The organism is Nocardioides sp. QY071 (assembly GCF_029961765.1).
In the GTDB taxonomy this organism is placed as follows: domain Bacteria; phylum Actinomycetota; class Actinomycetes; order Propionibacteriales; family Nocardioidaceae; genus Nocardioides.
In genome coordinates, this window is sequence record NZ_CP124681.1 from 5,368,865 (window position 1) to 5,384,503 (window position 15,639).

Consider the following 15,639-nt stretch of genomic DNA (forward strand, 5'->3'; position numbering starts at 1 on the left):
GGGCTAGCGGCGGGCCCGGAGCCGGACCACCCCGGCGCCGAGGCACGCGAGGCTGGCCGCGGCGAGGCCGAGCCCGGCCCAGTGCCGGGTCGAGAACCAGCTGTCACCGCCGATCGGGCTGCCCGAGGCCACCGCGGCGAAGGTGTCCTCTCCGACGAGGAACGGGTGCTCCGGGGAGTAGCCGTCCAGGCTGGTCTTCTTGTCCTGCGAGACCACGACGCCGTCGTACGTGGGGGCGGCGCCGCCGTGGTGACCGATCGCCACGGTGACCTGCACCGGGACGCTGACCGCCTTGCGGTCCTCGGGGGGCGGGGAGACGGCGAGCGAGACCCAGTAGTCGCCGGGGAGCCGGTCGTCGACCTGGCGCACCGGGAAGCCGGAGCCCACCAGGACGGTCGGGTCGCGGTCCTCGGCCTCGGCGAGGTACTGGCCGGTCGACGAGTCCTCGGCCTCCGAGTCGGCGTGGACCAGCCGGCCGCGCATCGGGTCGACGAGGTGAAGGGTCAGATTCGGCCCGCTGTAGCCGAACGCCTCCTCGTCCTCGGCGGTGGCCACGTCGACGCGGACGACCGGCAGGTCGCCCCACGTCAGCGGCACCCGCCACAGCTGCTCGGTGCCCTCGGTGATCGTCGTGCTGACCGTGGCCGGCTCGTCCTGGGCGTCGATCTCCGGGGCGGTGTCGAACGACGCCGCGCCCTCCAGCCGCTCGGCCTTCCCCGCCTCCGGCCGGTCGTACGACGGTGCGTCGTCAGGCTCCTGGTCGCCGGTGCCCGACGACGGGGCCTCCTCGACGACCTTGATCACGTAGGGCAGGTCGGTGGTCGGTGAGCCGTAGCCGCGGTCGACCTTGATCTGCACGGTGCCGGCGTCGCGACAGGCCTCGCCGGTGCTGCCGTCCTCGCCGCCGACCACGACCCGGGCACCGATGACGGCCTGCGGGACGTTGCTCTCGGCGTTGTCGGTCTCCTCGCCGCAGCTCGTGGGGCTGCTGGAGCCTTCGGTGGCGACTTCGGCGAGGATCCGGATGCTGTCGCTGCTGTCGCCCTGCGGCGCACCGAGGACGCCGATGTGGACCCGGCTGCCGTTGATCCGGCGCTGGTAGCTGAAGTAGTGGGGGTACGACGGCCCGAGGGTCGTGCGCCACAGGCCGGGGGCCAGCGCCAGCGGGTCGGCCTCGTCGGTGCTCGCCTTCGCCGGCAGCGGCTCGCCGCCCAGGTCGACGCCGGGGGCGGCGGCTGCGGCGCCGTACCCGGTCGTCAACGCCAGCCAGGCCAGGCAGGTGGCGGCGGCGAGATGAGCGGGAGCACGGCGCGGACTCACGCCTGAACCCTATGAGATCCACCGCCGGGACAACCCGAGCGGCACCTCGCGCGTCCTTCTCTGAGCACCACATCGACCGACGCACGAGAGGATGGCCACCATGGCGCTGCGCGGATCTCGGGGCCCGACCGACGAGGAATTCGTCGAGCTGGTCCACGTCGCCTGGCCGGGCCTGTACCGCACGGCACTGCTGCTGGTCCGCGACCATGCGCTGGCCGAGGACCTGGTCCAGACGGCGCTCGCGAAGACCTACAGCCGCTGGTCGGGGATCCGCGACGTCGGGGCCGCGCGGGCGTACGCACGGCGGGCGCTGGTCACCACGGCGACCAGCTGGTTCCGGCGCCGCTCGTTCCACGGGGAGCGGCCGACCGCCGAGCTGCCCGAGCCGGACACCGACCACGACCCGCGCGGGCCCACCGGTGACCGGATCGACCTGCTGGCGGTCCTCGCGCAGCTGCCGCCGCGACAGCGGGCGGTCGTGGTGCTGCGCTACTACGACGACCTCTCCGTCGAGGAGACCGCCGACCTGCTCGGCATCACCGCCGGCACCGTGAAGAGCCAGACCTCGGCCGGGCTCGCCAACCTGCGGCGCCTGCTCGGCGACGGCGTCGAGCTCCCCGACGCGACCCCCACCACCCTCACGACCGGAGGCCACCATGGCTGAGCGCCTCACCGACCTGCTCCACCACACCGTGGACGACGTGCCCGTCCCCCACCCCGACGCGTTCGCGATCGCCTCCGCCGGCCGCGCGCGTCGTACCCGGCGCCGGGTCGGGACTGTGGCTGCCGCGGCCGCCGTCGTCGCGGCCGCCGGGGTGGGCGTCGCGGTCGTCGCCGGCCTCGACGACGGGCCCGCCCGCAGCTCGCAGGTCGCGACCCAGGACCCGGCCGACGCGGCGTACGCCGAGCTCGGCGCGTTCTCCGTCGGCGGGCACGTCTCCGTCGGCGACGCGACGGCCGACCTGTCCCCGGCGCCCCACCACCTCGCGCAGACGTCGGTGGGCGTCGTCACCCAGGCCACCCTCGGCTCCGACGGCTCCGACGGCCGGGCCTTCGGACTCGTCCGGCCGGACGGGACCGCGACCCGGCTGTCGATCCCCTCCGACGCATGGAGCGTGACCGGCGACCCGCACGAGCCCCGGGTGGCCTGGCTGGTCCCGCTGAAGAACGAGGGCTGGATCCACGTGTGGGACGTGGCGGCAGACCGGGAGCTCGCCACCTTGCGGGTCGACCTGCCGGGCGACACACCGGAGGGCGGCAAGTCGGGCCTGCGGGAGGTCCAGCTGGACGGCGACTTCGTCTACGTCGGGACCGACGTACGGACCGTCCACCGGGTCGACTGGCGCACCGGCGAGGACCAGGAGCTGCCGTTCTCGCCGGTCGACGTGCACGACGGTGTGGCGACCTCGTTCGACGACGCCGGCCGCTGGACGCTCGTGGACGCCGCGACCGGCGACGTCATCCGCGACCTCGGCCCGCGGCTCGAGACGGTGAAGCTCGCGCCCGACGGCGACCACGTCTTCGTCGTGCGCTTCGACGACGACGGGTCGCGGGCGAGCGTCGAGCCGACCAGGGGCGGGACGTCGGTGGACCTGCCCGGGTTCACCGGCCTGAGCAGCTGGACCGTCGGCGGCCGGGTCGTGGGGCAGCTCGACGAGGGCCCGGCGACGCTGCGCCGGTGCGACGTCGACGGCACGTGCCAGGACACCCCACTGCCGTGGGTCGACCAGGAGAACCCGATCGCGCTTCCGGCGGACTACCTGATGGTCGGCTGAGCCCTGATCCACCGATGGGTGGCGTAGCGAGCGTCATCCCAGTGGTGCGATCGCAAGGTGCGGGCGCGACGACGTGCTCGCTCGCCCTTCGAGCGTCCGCAACGCAGCGAGCGCGCCGCTGGGGTGACGCGTAGTAGCCAGCCATCGGTGGATCAGGGCGAAGCTAAGCCATCACCTCGCGCGCGAGCAGCGCCACGTGCAGGGCGAGCACGTTCTCCGGATCGGCCAGGTCGATGTCGACGACCTGGCCGATCCGCTGCAACCGGGCGTAGAGCGCCGGTCGCGAGATGTGGCAGAGCTCGGCGGTGCGCACCTTGTTGCCGCCCGTGCGGCAGTACGCCGCCAGCGTGGTCGTGAGCTGCTCACCGGTTCGGGCGTCGTGGGCCAGGAGAGTGCCGAGCTCGCGCTCGACGTACTGCTGCACGCGGGGGTCGTGGCGCAGCAGGTGGAGCAGGCCGCGCAGCCGCAGGTCGTAGAGGCGCACCGCCCGCGGCGGGTCGGTGGGCGCCGCCGAGTCGGCGACGACGAGCGCCTCGCGCACGCTACCGCCGGACCCGGCGACGTCGTCGACGGCCGAGCCGACGCCGAGGACCAGCCGCGCGCCGGTGCGGGCCAGCCGCTCGACCAGCCGGTCGGTGAGGACGTCGACGGCGCCAGCGGCGTGCGCGACCAGCGCGACCACCCGCTCGTCGTCGACGGGTCCGACCAGGCCGCTGGTACGTCGTACCCGCAGCTCGTCGAGCAGGTCCGAGGCCACGCCGCGCAGCTCGTCGGCGCTGCCCGGTCGCGGCAGCCGCACGACCAGCCCGGTGACGTGGCGGCCCTTCCAGCGCAGCCCGAGCGAGGTCAGCCGGGCCGCGAGGTGGGGCACGTCGACGCCGGCGGCGAGCTCGGTCAGCAGGGTGCGGTGGGCCTGGAGCTCGAGGCTCTGGGCGTCGCGGTCGATCAACCGGCCCATCGCAAGCGCGGTCGCGCCGCGCTCGAGGAGCATCCGCTGACGCGCGGTCAGCTCCCCGTCGGCGGCGTCGGCGAGCAGGACCAGGCGGCCGAACCGACCGGGCTCCGGGCCGACGTCGACCGCCGCGTCGGTGCCGAGCATCCGGGCACTGCGCGAGCGCCGCTCCCAGTCCCCGATCACGGCGTCGTGGTCGCGGCCGGCGGCGTTGTAGGCGATCACGTGGTGGACCAGGTTCTCGAAGACCACCGGCCGGTCGGCCATCTCGGCCACCAGGTCGACGACCTGCTGCGGACGGGCGCGGCCGAGGGTGAGCCGGGTGAACGCGCGGTGCGCCTCCTCGGAGGCCTCCAGCTCGGTCATCTGCGCGTTCACGACGATCTGGTGGACCGCCTGCGTGACCGCCACGAACGAGGTCTCCCGGCGGAACGCGATCAGCGGCAGGTCATGCTCCTCGGCCGCCTCGACGAGGACGTCCGGGAGCCGGTCGGTGTAGCGCCGGCCGAGCTCGATGGCCAGCCCGGCGAGCCCCACCTCGGCGAGCCCCGCGACGTACTGGCGCAGGCCGCGGTCGGTCGACGGCAGCAGGATGCCGGTGTTGAGCAGCAGCTCGTCGCCCTGGAGGAGCGGCGCGATGTCGGCCAGCTCGGCGACGTGCACCCATCGGATCGCCCGCTGCAGCCGGCCCGCGCCGGCCAGCACGACCGGGTCCCCGCGTCGTACCTCCGGCAGGGCCAGTACCTCGGCCAGCGTGGGCAGCATCCGCGTCCTTCCAGTCTGTAAAGTCGTTGGCCGATATCGTGACAGGTTGATGCTACTCAGCGGCCGGTCCGGGCGCCTACCTTCGGGCCATGAGCACGATCAGCCACTGGATCGACGGCGCCGCTGTGGCCGTCGCCGACGCCCGCACCCAGCCCGTCTACAACCCCGCCACCGGTGAGGTCACCGGCGAGCTCCAGCTCGCCGACACCGCCCTGGTCGACCGGGCCGTCGCCTCGGCGTCGGCCGCCGCGGCCGCGTGGAGCCGCTCGAGCCTCGCGCGTCGTACCCAGGTGCTGTTCGCGTTCCGCGAGCTGGTCCGCAGCCACGCCGACGAGCTGGCCGCCGCCATCACCGCCGAGCACGGCAAGGTCCTCGACGACGCGGCCGGCGAGGTCGCCCGCGGCCTCGACAACGTCGACTACGCCGTCGGCATCGCCGAGCACCTCAAGGGCAGCTACTCCTCCGAGGTCAGCACCGGCATCGACGTACGCACCGTGCGCGAGGCGCTCGGCGTCGTCGTCGGCATCACGCCCTTCAACTTCCCGGCCATGGTGCCGCTGTGGATGTGCACCACGGCGATCGCGGCCGGCAACGCGTTCATCCTCAAGCCGAGCGAGCGCGACCCCTCGGCGTCCCTCCTGCTCGCCGAGCTGTGGAAGCAGGCCGGCCTGCCGGACGGCGTGTTCACCGTCGTCCAGGGCGACGCCACGGCCGTCCAGTCGCTGATCGACCACGAGGACGTCGCGGCCGTCAGCTTCGTCGGCTCCACCCCGGTCGCGAAGTCCGTCTACGAGTCGGGCACCCGCGCCGGCAAGCGGGTCCAGGCCCTCGGCGGCGCCAAGAACCACATGGTCGTCCTGCCCGACGCCGACCTCGGCATGGCGGCGGACGCGGCCGTGTCGGCGGCGTACGGATCCGCGGGCGAGCGCTGCATGGCGGTCTCCGTGCTGGTCGCGGTCGGCGACGTCGCCGACCAGCTGATCAAGGAGATCACCGTCCGCGCCAACGACATCGTGATCGGCGACGGCACCGTCGCGGGCACCGGGATGGGCCCGCTCATCACCGAGGCGCACCGCGACCGGGTGGCCGGGTACGTCGACGCCGGCTCCGCCGCCGGCGCGACCGTCGTCCTCGACGGCCGGCAGTCCGAGCTTCCGGCGTCCGGCTTCTTCCTCGGCCCCTCGCTGATCGACCACGTGTCGGAGGACATGTCGGTCTACCGCGACGAGATCTTCGGCCCGGTGCTGTCGGTCGTGCGGGTCGACACCTTCGACGAGGCGATCGCACTGATCAACCGCAACGAGTACGCCAACGGCGTCGCGCTGTTCACCCGCGACGGCGGCGCCGCCCGCCAGTTCGAGCGCGAGATCGAGGTCGGCATGGTCGGCGTCAACGTGCCGATCCCGGTCCCCGTCGCGCACCACTCGTTCGGCGGCTGGAAGAACTCGCTGTTCGGCTCGCACCACATGTACGGCCCCGAGGGCCTGGCGTTCTTCACCCGCGCCAAGGTCGTCACCTCCCGCTGGCCCGACCCGGCGACCTCGACGGTCGACCTCGGCTTCCCGCGGAACCGGTGACCGCGATGACCCTCCTCGACCCCGCCACCAGCTCCTCGGCCGACTCGCCGGCCGACTCCCTCGCCGCGAGCGTCGTCGCCGACGACCGCGCGCACGTCTTCCACTCCTGGTCCGCGCAGGACAGGATCAGCCCGCTCCCGGTCGCCGGCGGCGAGGGGTCGCGGTTCTGGGACTACGAGGGCCGCAAGTACCTCGACTTCTCCTCGCAGCTGGTCAACCTCAACCTCGGCTACCAGCACCCCGCGCTGGTCGCGGCGATCCAGGAGCAGGCCGCCCGGCTGTGCATGGTGCAGCCGGCGTTCGCCAACGACGTACGCGGCGAGGCGGCCCGGCTGATCGCCGAACGCGCGCCCGGCTCGCTGAACCACGTCTTCTTCACCAACGGCGGCGCCGAGGCCAACGAGAACGCGATCCGGATGGCGCGGCTGCACACCGGGAAGCACAAGGTGCTCTCGACGTACCGCAGCTACCACGGCGCGACCGCCGGAGCGATCGCGCTGACCGGCGACCCGCGGCGCTGGCCCTCCGAGCCGTCGATCCCCGGATCGGTGCACTTCTGGGGGCCCTACACCTACCGCTCGGCCTTCCACTCCACCTCGGAGGCCGAGGAGGGCGAGCGTGCCCTCCAGCACCTGGCCGACACGATCATGGTCGAGGGGCCCGCAACCATCGCGGCGATCATCCTCGAGACGGTCGTCGGCACGAACGGCATCCTGGTGCCGCCGCCGGGCTACCTGGCCGGCGTACGCGAGCTGTGCGACCGGCACGGCATCGTGCTCATCGCGGACGAGGTGATGGCGGGCTTCGGGCGCTGCGGCGAGTGGTTCGCGATCGACCACTGGGGCGTCGTACCGGACCTGATCACGTTCGCCAAGGGCGTGAACTCCGGGTACGTGCCGCTGGGCGGCGTCGTGATCTCGGAGTCGATCTTCGACACCTTCCGCGAGCGCGCCTACCCGGGCGGACTCACCTACTCCGGCCACCCGCTGGCCTGCGCGGCCGCCGTCGCGTCGATCCGCGTCATGTCCGACGGGGTGCTCGACCACGTCACGGCGATGGGTCGCGACGTGATCGGGCCGCGGCTGGCCGAGCTCGCGGAGAAGCACCCCTCGGTCGGCGACGTACGCGGCCTCGGCATGTTCTGGGCGATCGAGCTGGTCCGCGACCGCGCGACCCGCGAGCCGCTCGTCCCCTTCAACGCCGCCGGCCCCGACGCCGAGCCGATGGCCCGGTTCACCGCCGCCTGCAAGGAGCGGGGACTGTGGCCGTTCGTCCACTTCAACCGCACCCACGTCGCCCCTCCGTGCACCACCTCGCGCGAGGAGCTGCTCGAGGGGCTCGCCATCCTCGACCAGGCGCTCACCGTGGCGGACGAGTACTACACCGGCTCCTGAGGTCCGCCGACCCGGCGCGAAGTGCCGCCGAAAACGGGCCGACCCGGCACAAAGTGTCTTTTCGCAAAGACACTTCGCGCCGGGTCGGCGTTGTTTTCACGGCAGTTTGTGCCGGGTCGGCGTGGATCAGGCGTCAGTTTCGGCCGGGTCGGCGGGGTCCTCGGGGTCGGTGGCCGGGGTGGGGCCGTCGGCGAGGATTCCGTAGAGGCTGCGGCGGGCCTCGACGAGTACGTCGACCGCGGCCCGGCGCTGGGCGTCGGAGCCGGCGGTGACGATCTGCCAGACCGCGCCCATGACCTGGCCGATCTCGGCCTTCAGGTCGGCATGGCCCTGGTCGGCGGGGCCGGCCTGGGCCTTCTCGCGCGAGCGGTCGAAGGGCGCCCAGACGGCGGCGAGCTCGTCGGCGTGCTCCTCGCACCAGGCCGCGCCCGCGGCGGTGAGCCGCATCGCGCGGCGACCGCGGGCCTCGTCGATCTCGACCAGGTCCTCGTCCTGGAGCTGCTGGACGGTCGGGTAGACCGAGCCGGGGCTCGGCTTCCACACGCCGCCGCTGCGGTCGGTGATCGCCTGGATCACCTGGTAGCCGTTCGGCGACTCCTCGCGCTGGTTGGCGTCGCGGAGCACGTCGAGGATGGCCGAGCGGACGTCGCCGCGGCGTACCCGCGGGCCGCGGCCCGGCTCGGGACGGCCCATGCCGAACAGGCCGGCGAGCCACGGCGGCGGCATGCCCGGTCCGCCCGGACCGAAGCCGGGGCCTCCGTGGCGGCCCCGGCCGCGGCCGGGCTCGCCCCACTCCCAGCCGGCCCAGGCACCGCCCCAGGGCCCGGGGCCGCCGCCGCGGTTGCGGCGCTGGAAGCCCCGGGGCTCGGAGCGACCCCAGGGGTCGCGGTCGTCGTACGGACGTGAGTTCTCGTGGTGGTGTCCCATGGCGGGACCTCCTTCGGTTGCGGGGACCTCGTGAGCCCCGGTTCGGTTCGAGATATCGCGAGAACAGTTCGTGTTCGTATCGCGATATATCGCAACCGTACGCGATGAAGGAGTCCGGTTCAAGGGCTTTCAGCACACGACGGCCACCACCGTCCCGCGTCCGCCCTGGTCGAGGGAGCCGTACGACGACGTCCGCACGACCACGATCCGGGCGATCGTGCCGGTGATCGTCGAGCCCGCACTGGTCACCCTGCTGGTCACGAGGGTGCCCATGTAGCTCGGCACCGTGGCCGGCGGTGCCCCGCTGTTGCCGGGCTTCGCGGCATAGGTGAACGTGCCGCCGCAGCGCGGCGGGTTGCCGGGCGCGGTCGCGAAGCCCTTGAAAGCGCTCGGGGCCAGCCCACCGCTGAGGCTGTTCACCTGGTTCCAGGAGGGGTCGTAGAACCGCACCGCCGCACCGGTCGTCGTACCGCGGTCGCCCACGACGAACCCACCGCGACTGGGGAACGCGAACAGGATCGTGTCGGCGGCGTCGGTCGAGGCGAGGTAGTACGGGTCCTGCGCGAAGCTCGCCGTGATCGTGCCCGGGCCGAGCGGCTGCGCGACCGAGCCGATGTCGCACGCGGCGGCGCCGGTCGCGTCGGTGAGCCCGGTGCAGGTCTGCGCGCTCGTCGCGCTGCCGAGGGTGAACACGACGCTCCGGCCTGCCAGCACGGGAGCCCCGTCGTCCTCGGTCAGCCGCGCCGACGCGTGGGCGGTGCCGCCGTTCAGGATCACCGTGTCGCCGGTGTAGTCGAGCGAGGTCTGCTCGCGGGTCACCGTGAAGGTCGTGCTGTCCGCGCTGGGCTGCGTGCTCGCGTCGCCGTCGTAGGCGGCGCCGGCCGCGTAGGCCCCGGCCGCCTCCTGCGGCGTGATCGAGCAGGTCGCCCGGCCGCTCCCGTCGGTCGTCGCGTCGCAGTTCTCGCCACCCATCGTGAGGTGTACGACGGCACCCGCGACCGGCGTGCCACCGGTGGTGCGGGTCAGCGTGGCGCCGAGGAGGGCGGGGTCGTGGAAGTCACCGCTCGTCGCGCCGTCGTACCTCAGCGTGGTCCGGACCCGCTCGACCGTCTGGTCGACCGAGCCCGCGCTGCCGTTGAAGCGGTCGTCGCCGGAGGTGTAGGAAGCGGTCACCGTGTGCGTGCCGACGGCGAGGCCGGACGTCGAGACCGAGGCCCGGCCCGAGCCGTCGACGCCCTGGGGTACGCCGATCGGCGAGCCGTCGGCGCTGAACTGGACGGTGCCACCGGGGTTCCCGGCGCCCGGCGCCACCGCCGTGACCTGCGCCGTGAAGGTGACGGACCGCCCGAGCTCGGACGGGTTCGCCGACGACGTGACGCCCGTGTGCGTGTCGGCGGCCTGCACCACCTGGCCACCGGCCAGGGTGCCGTCGCTGCCGAGCGTGTCGGCGTTGACGCTGGTGAAGGTCGCGGTGATCGCGTGCGCGCCGACCGCGAGCGACCCGGTCGCGACGGAGGCGTGCCCGGTCGCGTCGACGGCGACCGGTCCGCCGACGTCGGCGCCGTCCGCCCGGAACTGCACCGACCCGGCCACGGCTCCGCCGCCCTGGCGGGCGACCGCGGCGGTGAAGGTCACCGACTGCCCGAAGCGGGAGGGGTTCACGGAGGAGCCGATCGCCGTGCTGCTGGGGCTGGCCGGCGGTGGGTTGACGTGCTGACCGACGCTCGGCGGGATCGGGCAGGGTCCCGACGGCCCGACCAGGACGGCGTACACGTCGTGATCGCCGACGCTCAGGTCGCTGGTGGTGAACTCGACGTCGTTGTTGTCCTTGGTCAGCTCGGGGAGGAGGACGGCCGTGCCGAGGACGTGCCCCAGGACCGGAAGGCCGTCGAAGAAGGTCACGAGTCCGGACGGCGACGGCGGCACGTCCTCGGGAAGCCGGGCCGCGGCGAAGAACCGGAAGGTGGCCGGCTCGCCGTACATGCTCGGGTTGGTCCTGGCCTGCAGGGTGCAGTCGGTGGTGGGTCCACTGGCCGACGCCGGCGGGGACAGCGGGCCGGTGACGAGGGCGCCGCCGAGGAGCAGCGCGAGCAGGATCCTGATCGGGGAGAGCAGCCGGTTCGGGGACATGTCTCGATGGTCGGCCGGGTCGCGGGGACCTGGAATGGTCAGGACGGACTAGGCGCCGCGCGCGTGCTTGTAACTAAGTGTTACAGCGCCGATTTGGGGCCAATGGGGCGCAAGTGGTGGATAACCGTGCCGTAACACTTAGTTACAAGGGGCCGCCGCATCACCGCGCCAGCCACGCCGCGTACGACGTGAACGAGCTCGGCCGGCCGAGGAAGTCCGCGACCAGGTCGGCCGCGTCGCCGGAACCGCCGGGCACGAGGACGGCGTCGCGGTAGCGCCGCGCAGTGTCGATGGCGGCGGGGCTGAACAGGTCGCCTGTGCCGTCGGGGTCGAAGGCGCTGAACATGTCCTTCGCGATCACCAGCGACCACATGTAGGTGTAGTAGCCCGAGCTGTAGCCGCCGAGGTGGCCGAAGCTGGCGAACATGTGGGTGCCGGGCAGGTACGGCAGGGCGGCGTACCTCGCCTGGAGCTGGATCATCCGGTCGGTGAGGTCGGGAGCGTCCGCGCCGTGCACGCGGTCGGCGTGGAACCAGTACGACATGGCGGCGTAGAACATCTGGGTGCGGGCGTAGATGCCCTTGCCGTAGTCGTCGGCGGCGCGCATCGCGGCGACCAGGTCGGCGGGGATCGGGTCGCCGGCGGCGTCAGTGGCGAAGGTGCGCAGCACGTCGGCGTGCCAGGCCCACTCCTCGAGCATCTGGCTCGGCGCCTCGACGAAGTCCCACTCGGTGGCGACGCCGGCGAAGCGGAACCAGTCGCCGTGACCGCCGAGGACGTGGTGCAGCAGGTGGCCGAACTCGTGGAACAGCGTGACGACGTGGTCGTGCTCCATCAGCCCGCGCGCGAAGTTGCACACCAGCACGCCTTCCGGCAGCTGCTCGCCGCGCACGCCGTCGGTCAGCGTGAACTGTGCGGCGTGCTTGTACTTGCCCTCGCGGGGGTGCAGGTCGAGGTGGATCCGCCCGATCCGGGTTTCGAGGCTCGTCGCTGGCGCTCCTCGCACCTCAACCTCCGGGGATGCGGTGCGGAAGACGTCGTACGCCGTGACGTCCTCGTGCCACACGGGTACGTCGACCTGCTCGTAGCGCAGGCCGAACAGCCGCCCGGTGACGGCCAGCAGCCCGTCGCGCACCTTGGCGAAGTCGAAGTAGGTGCGCACCCGCTGGGAGTCGACGTCGTACCTCTCGGCGCGGACCAGCTCGGCGTAGTGGTTGTAGTCGTAGCCGGGGACCTCGGTCGCGTCGGGGAAGTCGCGGCGATAGCGCTCGAGCAGCTGGGCGAGGTCGCGGCGCATCGGCTCCTCGGCGGCCTCGACGATCCGCTCGATGAACGCGGGGATGGCGGGGCCGTCACCGATCATCTTCACGTCGGCGTCGTACGACGGCCAGTCGGCGTACCCGACGGTCGTGGCGAGCTCGTGGCGCAGCGTGAACAGCTCGGTCAGCAGCGGTTCGGTGGTCGGCCAGCCGCGGTCGAGGAAGGCGATGGTCACCTCCCGGCGCACGTCCTGGTCGCGGGCGAACATCCGCACCGGCACCGAGTCGGGGTAGTCGGTGGTGACGGTGACCATGCCCTCGTCGTCGACGGGGTGGGCGGCCAGCCAGTCGTCGGGCATGCCGGCGAGGTCCTGGGGCGTGACCCGCACGGTGCGGACGTCGTCGCGGATCACCCGGCTGAACTCCTGGTCGAGCTCGGTGATCCGCTCGCGGACCTCGGCGATCCGGGCCCGAGTGGCCTCGTCCTTGTCGACGCCGGAGCGGCGGAAGTCGTCGCGCACCTTCGCCAGCACTCGCGCGGCCAGCGGGTCGTGGGCGACCGCGGCGTCGTCGATCGCCGCGAACACGTCGTACAGCTCGCGGTCCAGGCCCCAGGCGGTGCCGATCCGCTGCGCCTCCTGCTCGGCGGCGTCGGCGAGGTCGCGCACCTCGCCTGCAGGGTGCACGTTGCCGAGAAGGGATCCCGCGGCGGCCGCGTTGCCGAGGTGGCCCGCGGCCCGGTCCCACTGGCGCAGTACGGCGACCGGGTCGGTCGGCGGGTCCGCCCGGAGCGCGTCGACCAGCTCGGCCGCCCGCGTCAGCTCCGACTCGGTGCGCGCCCGGAACCACGCGGGCCAGTCGGCGGCGGACGTGGGCAGGGCGAGGGGAGTCGGCGTCATGACGCCAGCCTAGGGAAGCACTGATCAATGGCGCCGTCGCGAGCGTCGCGAGGCGCGCGCGATGGCAAGGCGCAGGCGCGAAGTCATGCTGGGCGCACGTCGAGCGTCTGCAACGCAGCCAGCGTGCGTGGATCGCGGCGCGTAGCAGGCGGGATTGATCAGTGCTTCCCTAGGTGTGATGCCCAGCCAGGTTGTCCAGCCTGGTGATGGGTGCGGCCTTCCCGATTGCTGAGTGGGGCCGGTGGTGGTTGTACTCGTGGATCCATGCTGGCAGAGCGGCGAGCCGGGCTGACTCGGAGTTGTAGAACTTCTTGAATGCCCAGCCTTCGGCCAGGGTGCGGTGGAAGCGCTCGATCTTGCCGTTGGTCTGCGGACGGTAGGGCCGAGTCTTCTTCGGCGTGATGCCCAGATCGGCACAGGTGTCGCGCCACAAGTGGGACTTGTAGCAGCTGCCGTTGTCGCTGAGCACGCGCTTCACGACGACGCCGCGTTCGGCGAACCAGGCGACCGCGTTCTTGAGGACCTCGGCCGCGGTCTCCTTGGTCTCGTCGTCGTGAGCCTCGACGTAGGCCACGCGGGAGTGGTCGTCGACAACGGTGTGCAGGTAACAGGTCCCGATCACCGGGTTGCGCCACTTGTTGCGAGGCACGCCTGTTCGCGCGACTGTGGCCGACCGGTTCTTCTCGCCCTGCTGACGCCCGACGTAGCGCCAGCCGCCGCCGTCGGGGACCTTGCCGAGTTTCTTGACGTCGACATGCATCAGGTCGCCGGGCTTCTCGTGCTCGTAGCGGCGGATCGGCTCGCCGGTGGCGCGGTCGATGTGGGAGAGGCGGTTGATCCGGCAGCGGACCAGGACCGCGTGCACGGTCGAGGCAGGCATGTTGAGGCGGTCGGCGATCTCGACGGGGCCGAGTCGCTGCTTCCAGCGCAGGTGCACGATCTTGCGCACGATCGGCGCCGGTGTGCGGTTCGGCTGCCGATGCGGGGCTGAGGACCGGTCGAGCATTCCGTCCGGTCCCTCGTCGCGGTAGCGATCGGCCCACTTCTTCGCTGTGCGCCACGAGACGTCGTAGCGCTCGGCAGCTCGAGCTGGCGGCCAGCCGTGATCGACGATCAGGCGCGCAAGACGTAGGCGCGCACGTGGGGTCAGGGCTGCGTTGGCATGGGTAGCGTGTGACACGAAGGCCTCCTGCGGTGGGAGCGGTTCCTAGACAGCTCCACTCCACACCCGGGAGGCCTTCGTCCATCTACAGCTCAGACCGTGTCGTCACACGATCTCGACCAACGTGCCTGGGCATCACACCTAGGGAACCCACCGGGGCGCTCGTGGCGAGCTGTGCCGAGCTGTGGAGACCTGTGGCGAGCTGTGGCGGTACCGGGGAGGTCGTGCGGGCTTCTCGTGGATCGGCTGTGGATCGCCGGCGAGCAGAGTTCTGGTCATCACCACCACCGCTGCTCACGACGAGCACGACCCCCACAGGAGAAGCCCCGCCATGCGCATGTCCCGCAGGATCCTCGTCCCGCTCGCCACCCTGTCCGCCGCCGGCGCGATCGCCGTGGGCTCCGGCGCGACGTTCACGTCGCAGTCGGGCAACACGATCAGCGCGGTGACCTCGGGCACCCTGGCGCAGGCGAACTCCAAGGACGGCGGCGCGATCTTCGACCTGACCGGTCTCAAGCCGGGCGACACCCTGACCGGCACCCTGTCGCTGACCAACACCGGCAGCCTGCCGGCGTCGTTCAGCCTGACCGAGACGTCCTCGACCAACGGGTTCACCGGCGACAACCTGACCCTGGCCATCACGAACACCACGACCGGCGCGACCGTCTACAACGGCACCTTCGGCGGCCTGGTCGACGGCGCGAAGACCGACATCGGCGTGATCCAGCCGAGCGCGGTCGACACCTTCCGGTTCACCGTGAAGCTCGCCGCCACCGCGCCGAACGCCGACCAGGGCAAGGCCGCCTCGGCCGCCTACCAGTGGGACTCGGTCCAGCTCAACGGCGACAGCTACACCAACTGACCATGGCCGCCACCCGTCGCGTCGCCAACGGCGCCGCCACCCTGGCGCTCGTCGCCGTCGCGCTCGCCGCGGTCGCCTTCGTGCTGCCGTCGGGCCTCGGGTTCCAGCGCTACGTCATCACCGGCGGCTCGATGACCGGGACGTACGACAAGGGCTCGGTGGTCTTCGAGCGCGAGGTCGCGGCGGCCGACCTGGAGGTCGGCGACGTCATCACCTACCAGCCGCCGGCCGCCTCGGGCGTCACCACGCTGGTGACCCACCGGATCGTCCGGATCACGCGGGACGACCAGGGCAGGCAGGTGCTGCGCACCCAGGGCGACGCCAACCCGGACCCCGACCCGTGGCGGTTCTCGCTCACCTCGCAGCAGCAGCCGGTGGTCACGTTCTCGGTGCCATACGTCGGGTACGCGCTGCTCGCGCTCGCCGACCGGGACACCCGGATGCTCGTGATCGGCGTACCGGCGGGACTGGTCGCCCTGCTCAGCCTCGGGCAGCTCGTCGCTGCCCTCCGCTCTCGTCCGGACTCGACGCTGGGGGGCCGAGTCCGGACGGCCTGACGGCCACGGCCGTCGACTGGGGACAGCCGGGTCCGCGTCTGTGGGAACGCGGGCCCGGCG

General features: G+C 72.5%; 12 protein-coding genes. 6 read left to right on the forward strand and 6 right to left on the reverse strand.

All coding sequences use genetic code 11. The features are described from left to right. Positions 1–3 precede the first annotated feature (3 nt). Positions 4–1,320 carry a hypothetical protein gene (locus QI633_RS25800; RefSeq protein ID WP_282427558.1) on the reverse strand — a complete coding sequence of 439 codons (1,317 nt, stop codon included), beginning with the start codon at positions 1,318–1,320 and terminating at the stop codon, positions 4–6. A 100-nt stretch (positions 1,321–1,420) separates the two neighbouring features. On the opposite strand from QI633_RS25800, the gene QI633_RS25805 reads away from it, so the two are divergent. Together QI633_RS25805 and QI633_RS25810 are read left to right on the forward strand one after the other, a co-directional pair. Further along, entirely contained in the window at positions 1,421–1,984 is a 564-nt protein-coding gene (locus QI633_RS25805) for a SigE family RNA polymerase sigma factor (protein WP_282427559.1), read from the forward strand. After that, positions 1,977–3,095, forward strand: coding sequence for a hypothetical protein (locus tag QI633_RS25810; RefSeq protein WP_282427560.1), 1,119 nt, complete (start codon positions 1,977–1,979; stop codon positions 3,093–3,095). The genes QI633_RS25805 and QI633_RS25810 overlap by 8 nt, the downstream gene beginning before the upstream one ends. A gap of 163 nt (positions 3,096–3,258) precedes the next feature. Here QI633_RS25810 and QI633_RS25815 read toward each other — a convergent pair whose 3' ends face one another. Then, a complete protein-coding gene (locus tag QI633_RS25815) occupies positions 3,259–4,812 on the reverse strand; it encodes a PucR family transcriptional regulator (protein ID WP_141796747.1) in 1,554 nt (517 codons plus the stop codon). A gap of 89 nt (positions 4,813–4,901) precedes the next feature. Between QI633_RS25815 and QI633_RS25820 the strand changes: the two genes are divergently transcribed. After that, the gene (locus QI633_RS25820) at positions 4,902–6,389 is read left to right on the forward strand and encodes a CoA-acylating methylmalonate-semialdehyde dehydrogenase (protein WP_282427561.1); all 1,488 of its coding nucleotides are present in this window, start codon (positions 4,902–4,904) and stop codon (positions 6,387–6,389) included. A gap of 5 nt (positions 6,390–6,394) precedes the next feature. Then, the gene (locus QI633_RS25825) at positions 6,395–7,783 is read left to right on the forward strand and encodes an aspartate aminotransferase family protein (protein WP_282427562.1); all 1,389 of its coding nucleotides are present in this window, start codon (positions 6,395–6,397) and stop codon (positions 7,781–7,783) included. A 126-nt stretch (positions 7,784–7,909) separates the two neighbouring features. Here QI633_RS25825 and QI633_RS25830 read toward each other — a convergent pair whose 3' ends face one another. The 4 genes from QI633_RS25830 to QI633_RS25845 all read right to left on the reverse strand — a co-directional run bounded on the left by QI633_RS25830 (position 7,910) and on the right by QI633_RS25845 (position 14,178). Continuing rightward, positions 7,910–8,710, reverse strand: coding sequence for a PadR family transcriptional regulator (locus QI633_RS25830; RefSeq protein ID WP_282427563.1), 801 nt, complete (start codon positions 8,708–8,710; stop codon positions 7,910–7,912). A 129-nt stretch (positions 8,711–8,839) separates the two neighbouring features. Further along, positions 8,840–10,840 carry an Ig-like domain-containing protein gene (locus QI633_RS25835; RefSeq protein ID WP_282427564.1) on the reverse strand — a complete coding sequence of 667 codons (2,001 nt, stop codon included), beginning with the start codon at positions 10,838–10,840 and terminating at the stop codon, positions 8,840–8,842. A gap of 160 nt (positions 10,841–11,000) precedes the next feature. Further along, entirely contained in the window at positions 11,001–12,998 is a 1,998-nt protein-coding gene (locus QI633_RS25840) for a M3 family metallopeptidase (protein ID WP_282427565.1), read from the reverse strand. Between the two features lie 169 nt (positions 12,999–13,167). After that, positions 13,168–14,178, reverse strand: coding sequence for an IS481 family transposase (locus QI633_RS25845; RefSeq protein WP_282427566.1), 1,011 nt, complete (start codon positions 14,176–14,178; stop codon positions 13,168–13,170). A gap of 313 nt (positions 14,179–14,491) precedes the next feature. On the opposite strand from QI633_RS25845, the gene QI633_RS25850 reads away from it, so the two are divergent. Next, positions 14,492–15,022, forward strand: a complete 531-nt coding sequence (locus QI633_RS25850; protein WP_282427567.1) for a TasA family protein — start codon at positions 14,492–14,494, stop codon at positions 15,020–15,022. 2 nt (positions 15,023–15,024) lie between these two features. Next, positions 15,025–15,579, forward strand: a complete 555-nt coding sequence (locus QI633_RS25855; protein ID WP_282427568.1) for a signal peptidase I — start codon at positions 15,025–15,027, stop codon at positions 15,577–15,579. The last annotated feature ends 60 nt before the right edge of the window (positions 15,580–15,639 follow it).

What these genes read in the sequence shown, in the direction of transcription:
- QI633_RS25805 (WP_282427559.1), top strand. Translation starts at nt 1,421, where the DNA reads ATGGCGCTGCGCGGATCTCGGGGCCCGACCGACGAGGAATTCGTCGAG.
- QI633_RS25810 (WP_282427560.1), top strand. Translation starts at nt 1,977, where the DNA reads ATGGCTGAGCGCCTCACCGACCTGCTCCACCACACCGTGGACGACGTG.
- QI633_RS25815 (WP_141796747.1), bottom strand. Translation starts at nt 4,812, where the DNA reads ATGCTGCCCACGCTGGCCGAGGTACTGGCCCTGCCGGAGGTACGACGC.
- QI633_RS25820 (WP_282427561.1), top strand. Translation starts at nt 4,902, where the DNA reads ATGAGCACGATCAGCCACTGGATCGACGGCGCCGCTGTGGCCGTCGCC.
- QI633_RS25825 (WP_282427562.1), top strand. Translation starts at nt 6,395, where the DNA reads ATGACCCTCCTCGACCCCGCCACCAGCTCCTCGGCCGACTCGCCGGCC.
- QI633_RS25830 (WP_282427563.1), bottom strand. Translation starts at nt 8,710, where the DNA reads ATGGGACACCACCACGAGAACTCACGTCCGTACGACGACCGCGACCCC.
- QI633_RS25835 (WP_282427564.1), bottom strand. Translation starts at nt 10,840, where the DNA reads ATGTCCCCGAACCGGCTGCTCTCCCCGATCAGGATCCTGCTCGCGCTG.
- QI633_RS25840 (WP_282427565.1), bottom strand. Translation starts at nt 12,998, where the DNA reads ATGACGCCGACTCCCCTCGCCCTGCCCACGTCCGCCGCCGACTGGCCC.
- QI633_RS25850 (WP_282427567.1), top strand. Translation starts at nt 14,492, where the DNA reads ATGCGCATGTCCCGCAGGATCCTCGTCCCGCTCGCCACCCTGTCCGCC.
- QI633_RS25855 (WP_282427568.1), top strand. Translation starts at nt 15,025, where the DNA reads ATGGCCGCCACCCGTCGCGTCGCCAACGGCGCCGCCACCCTGGCGCTC.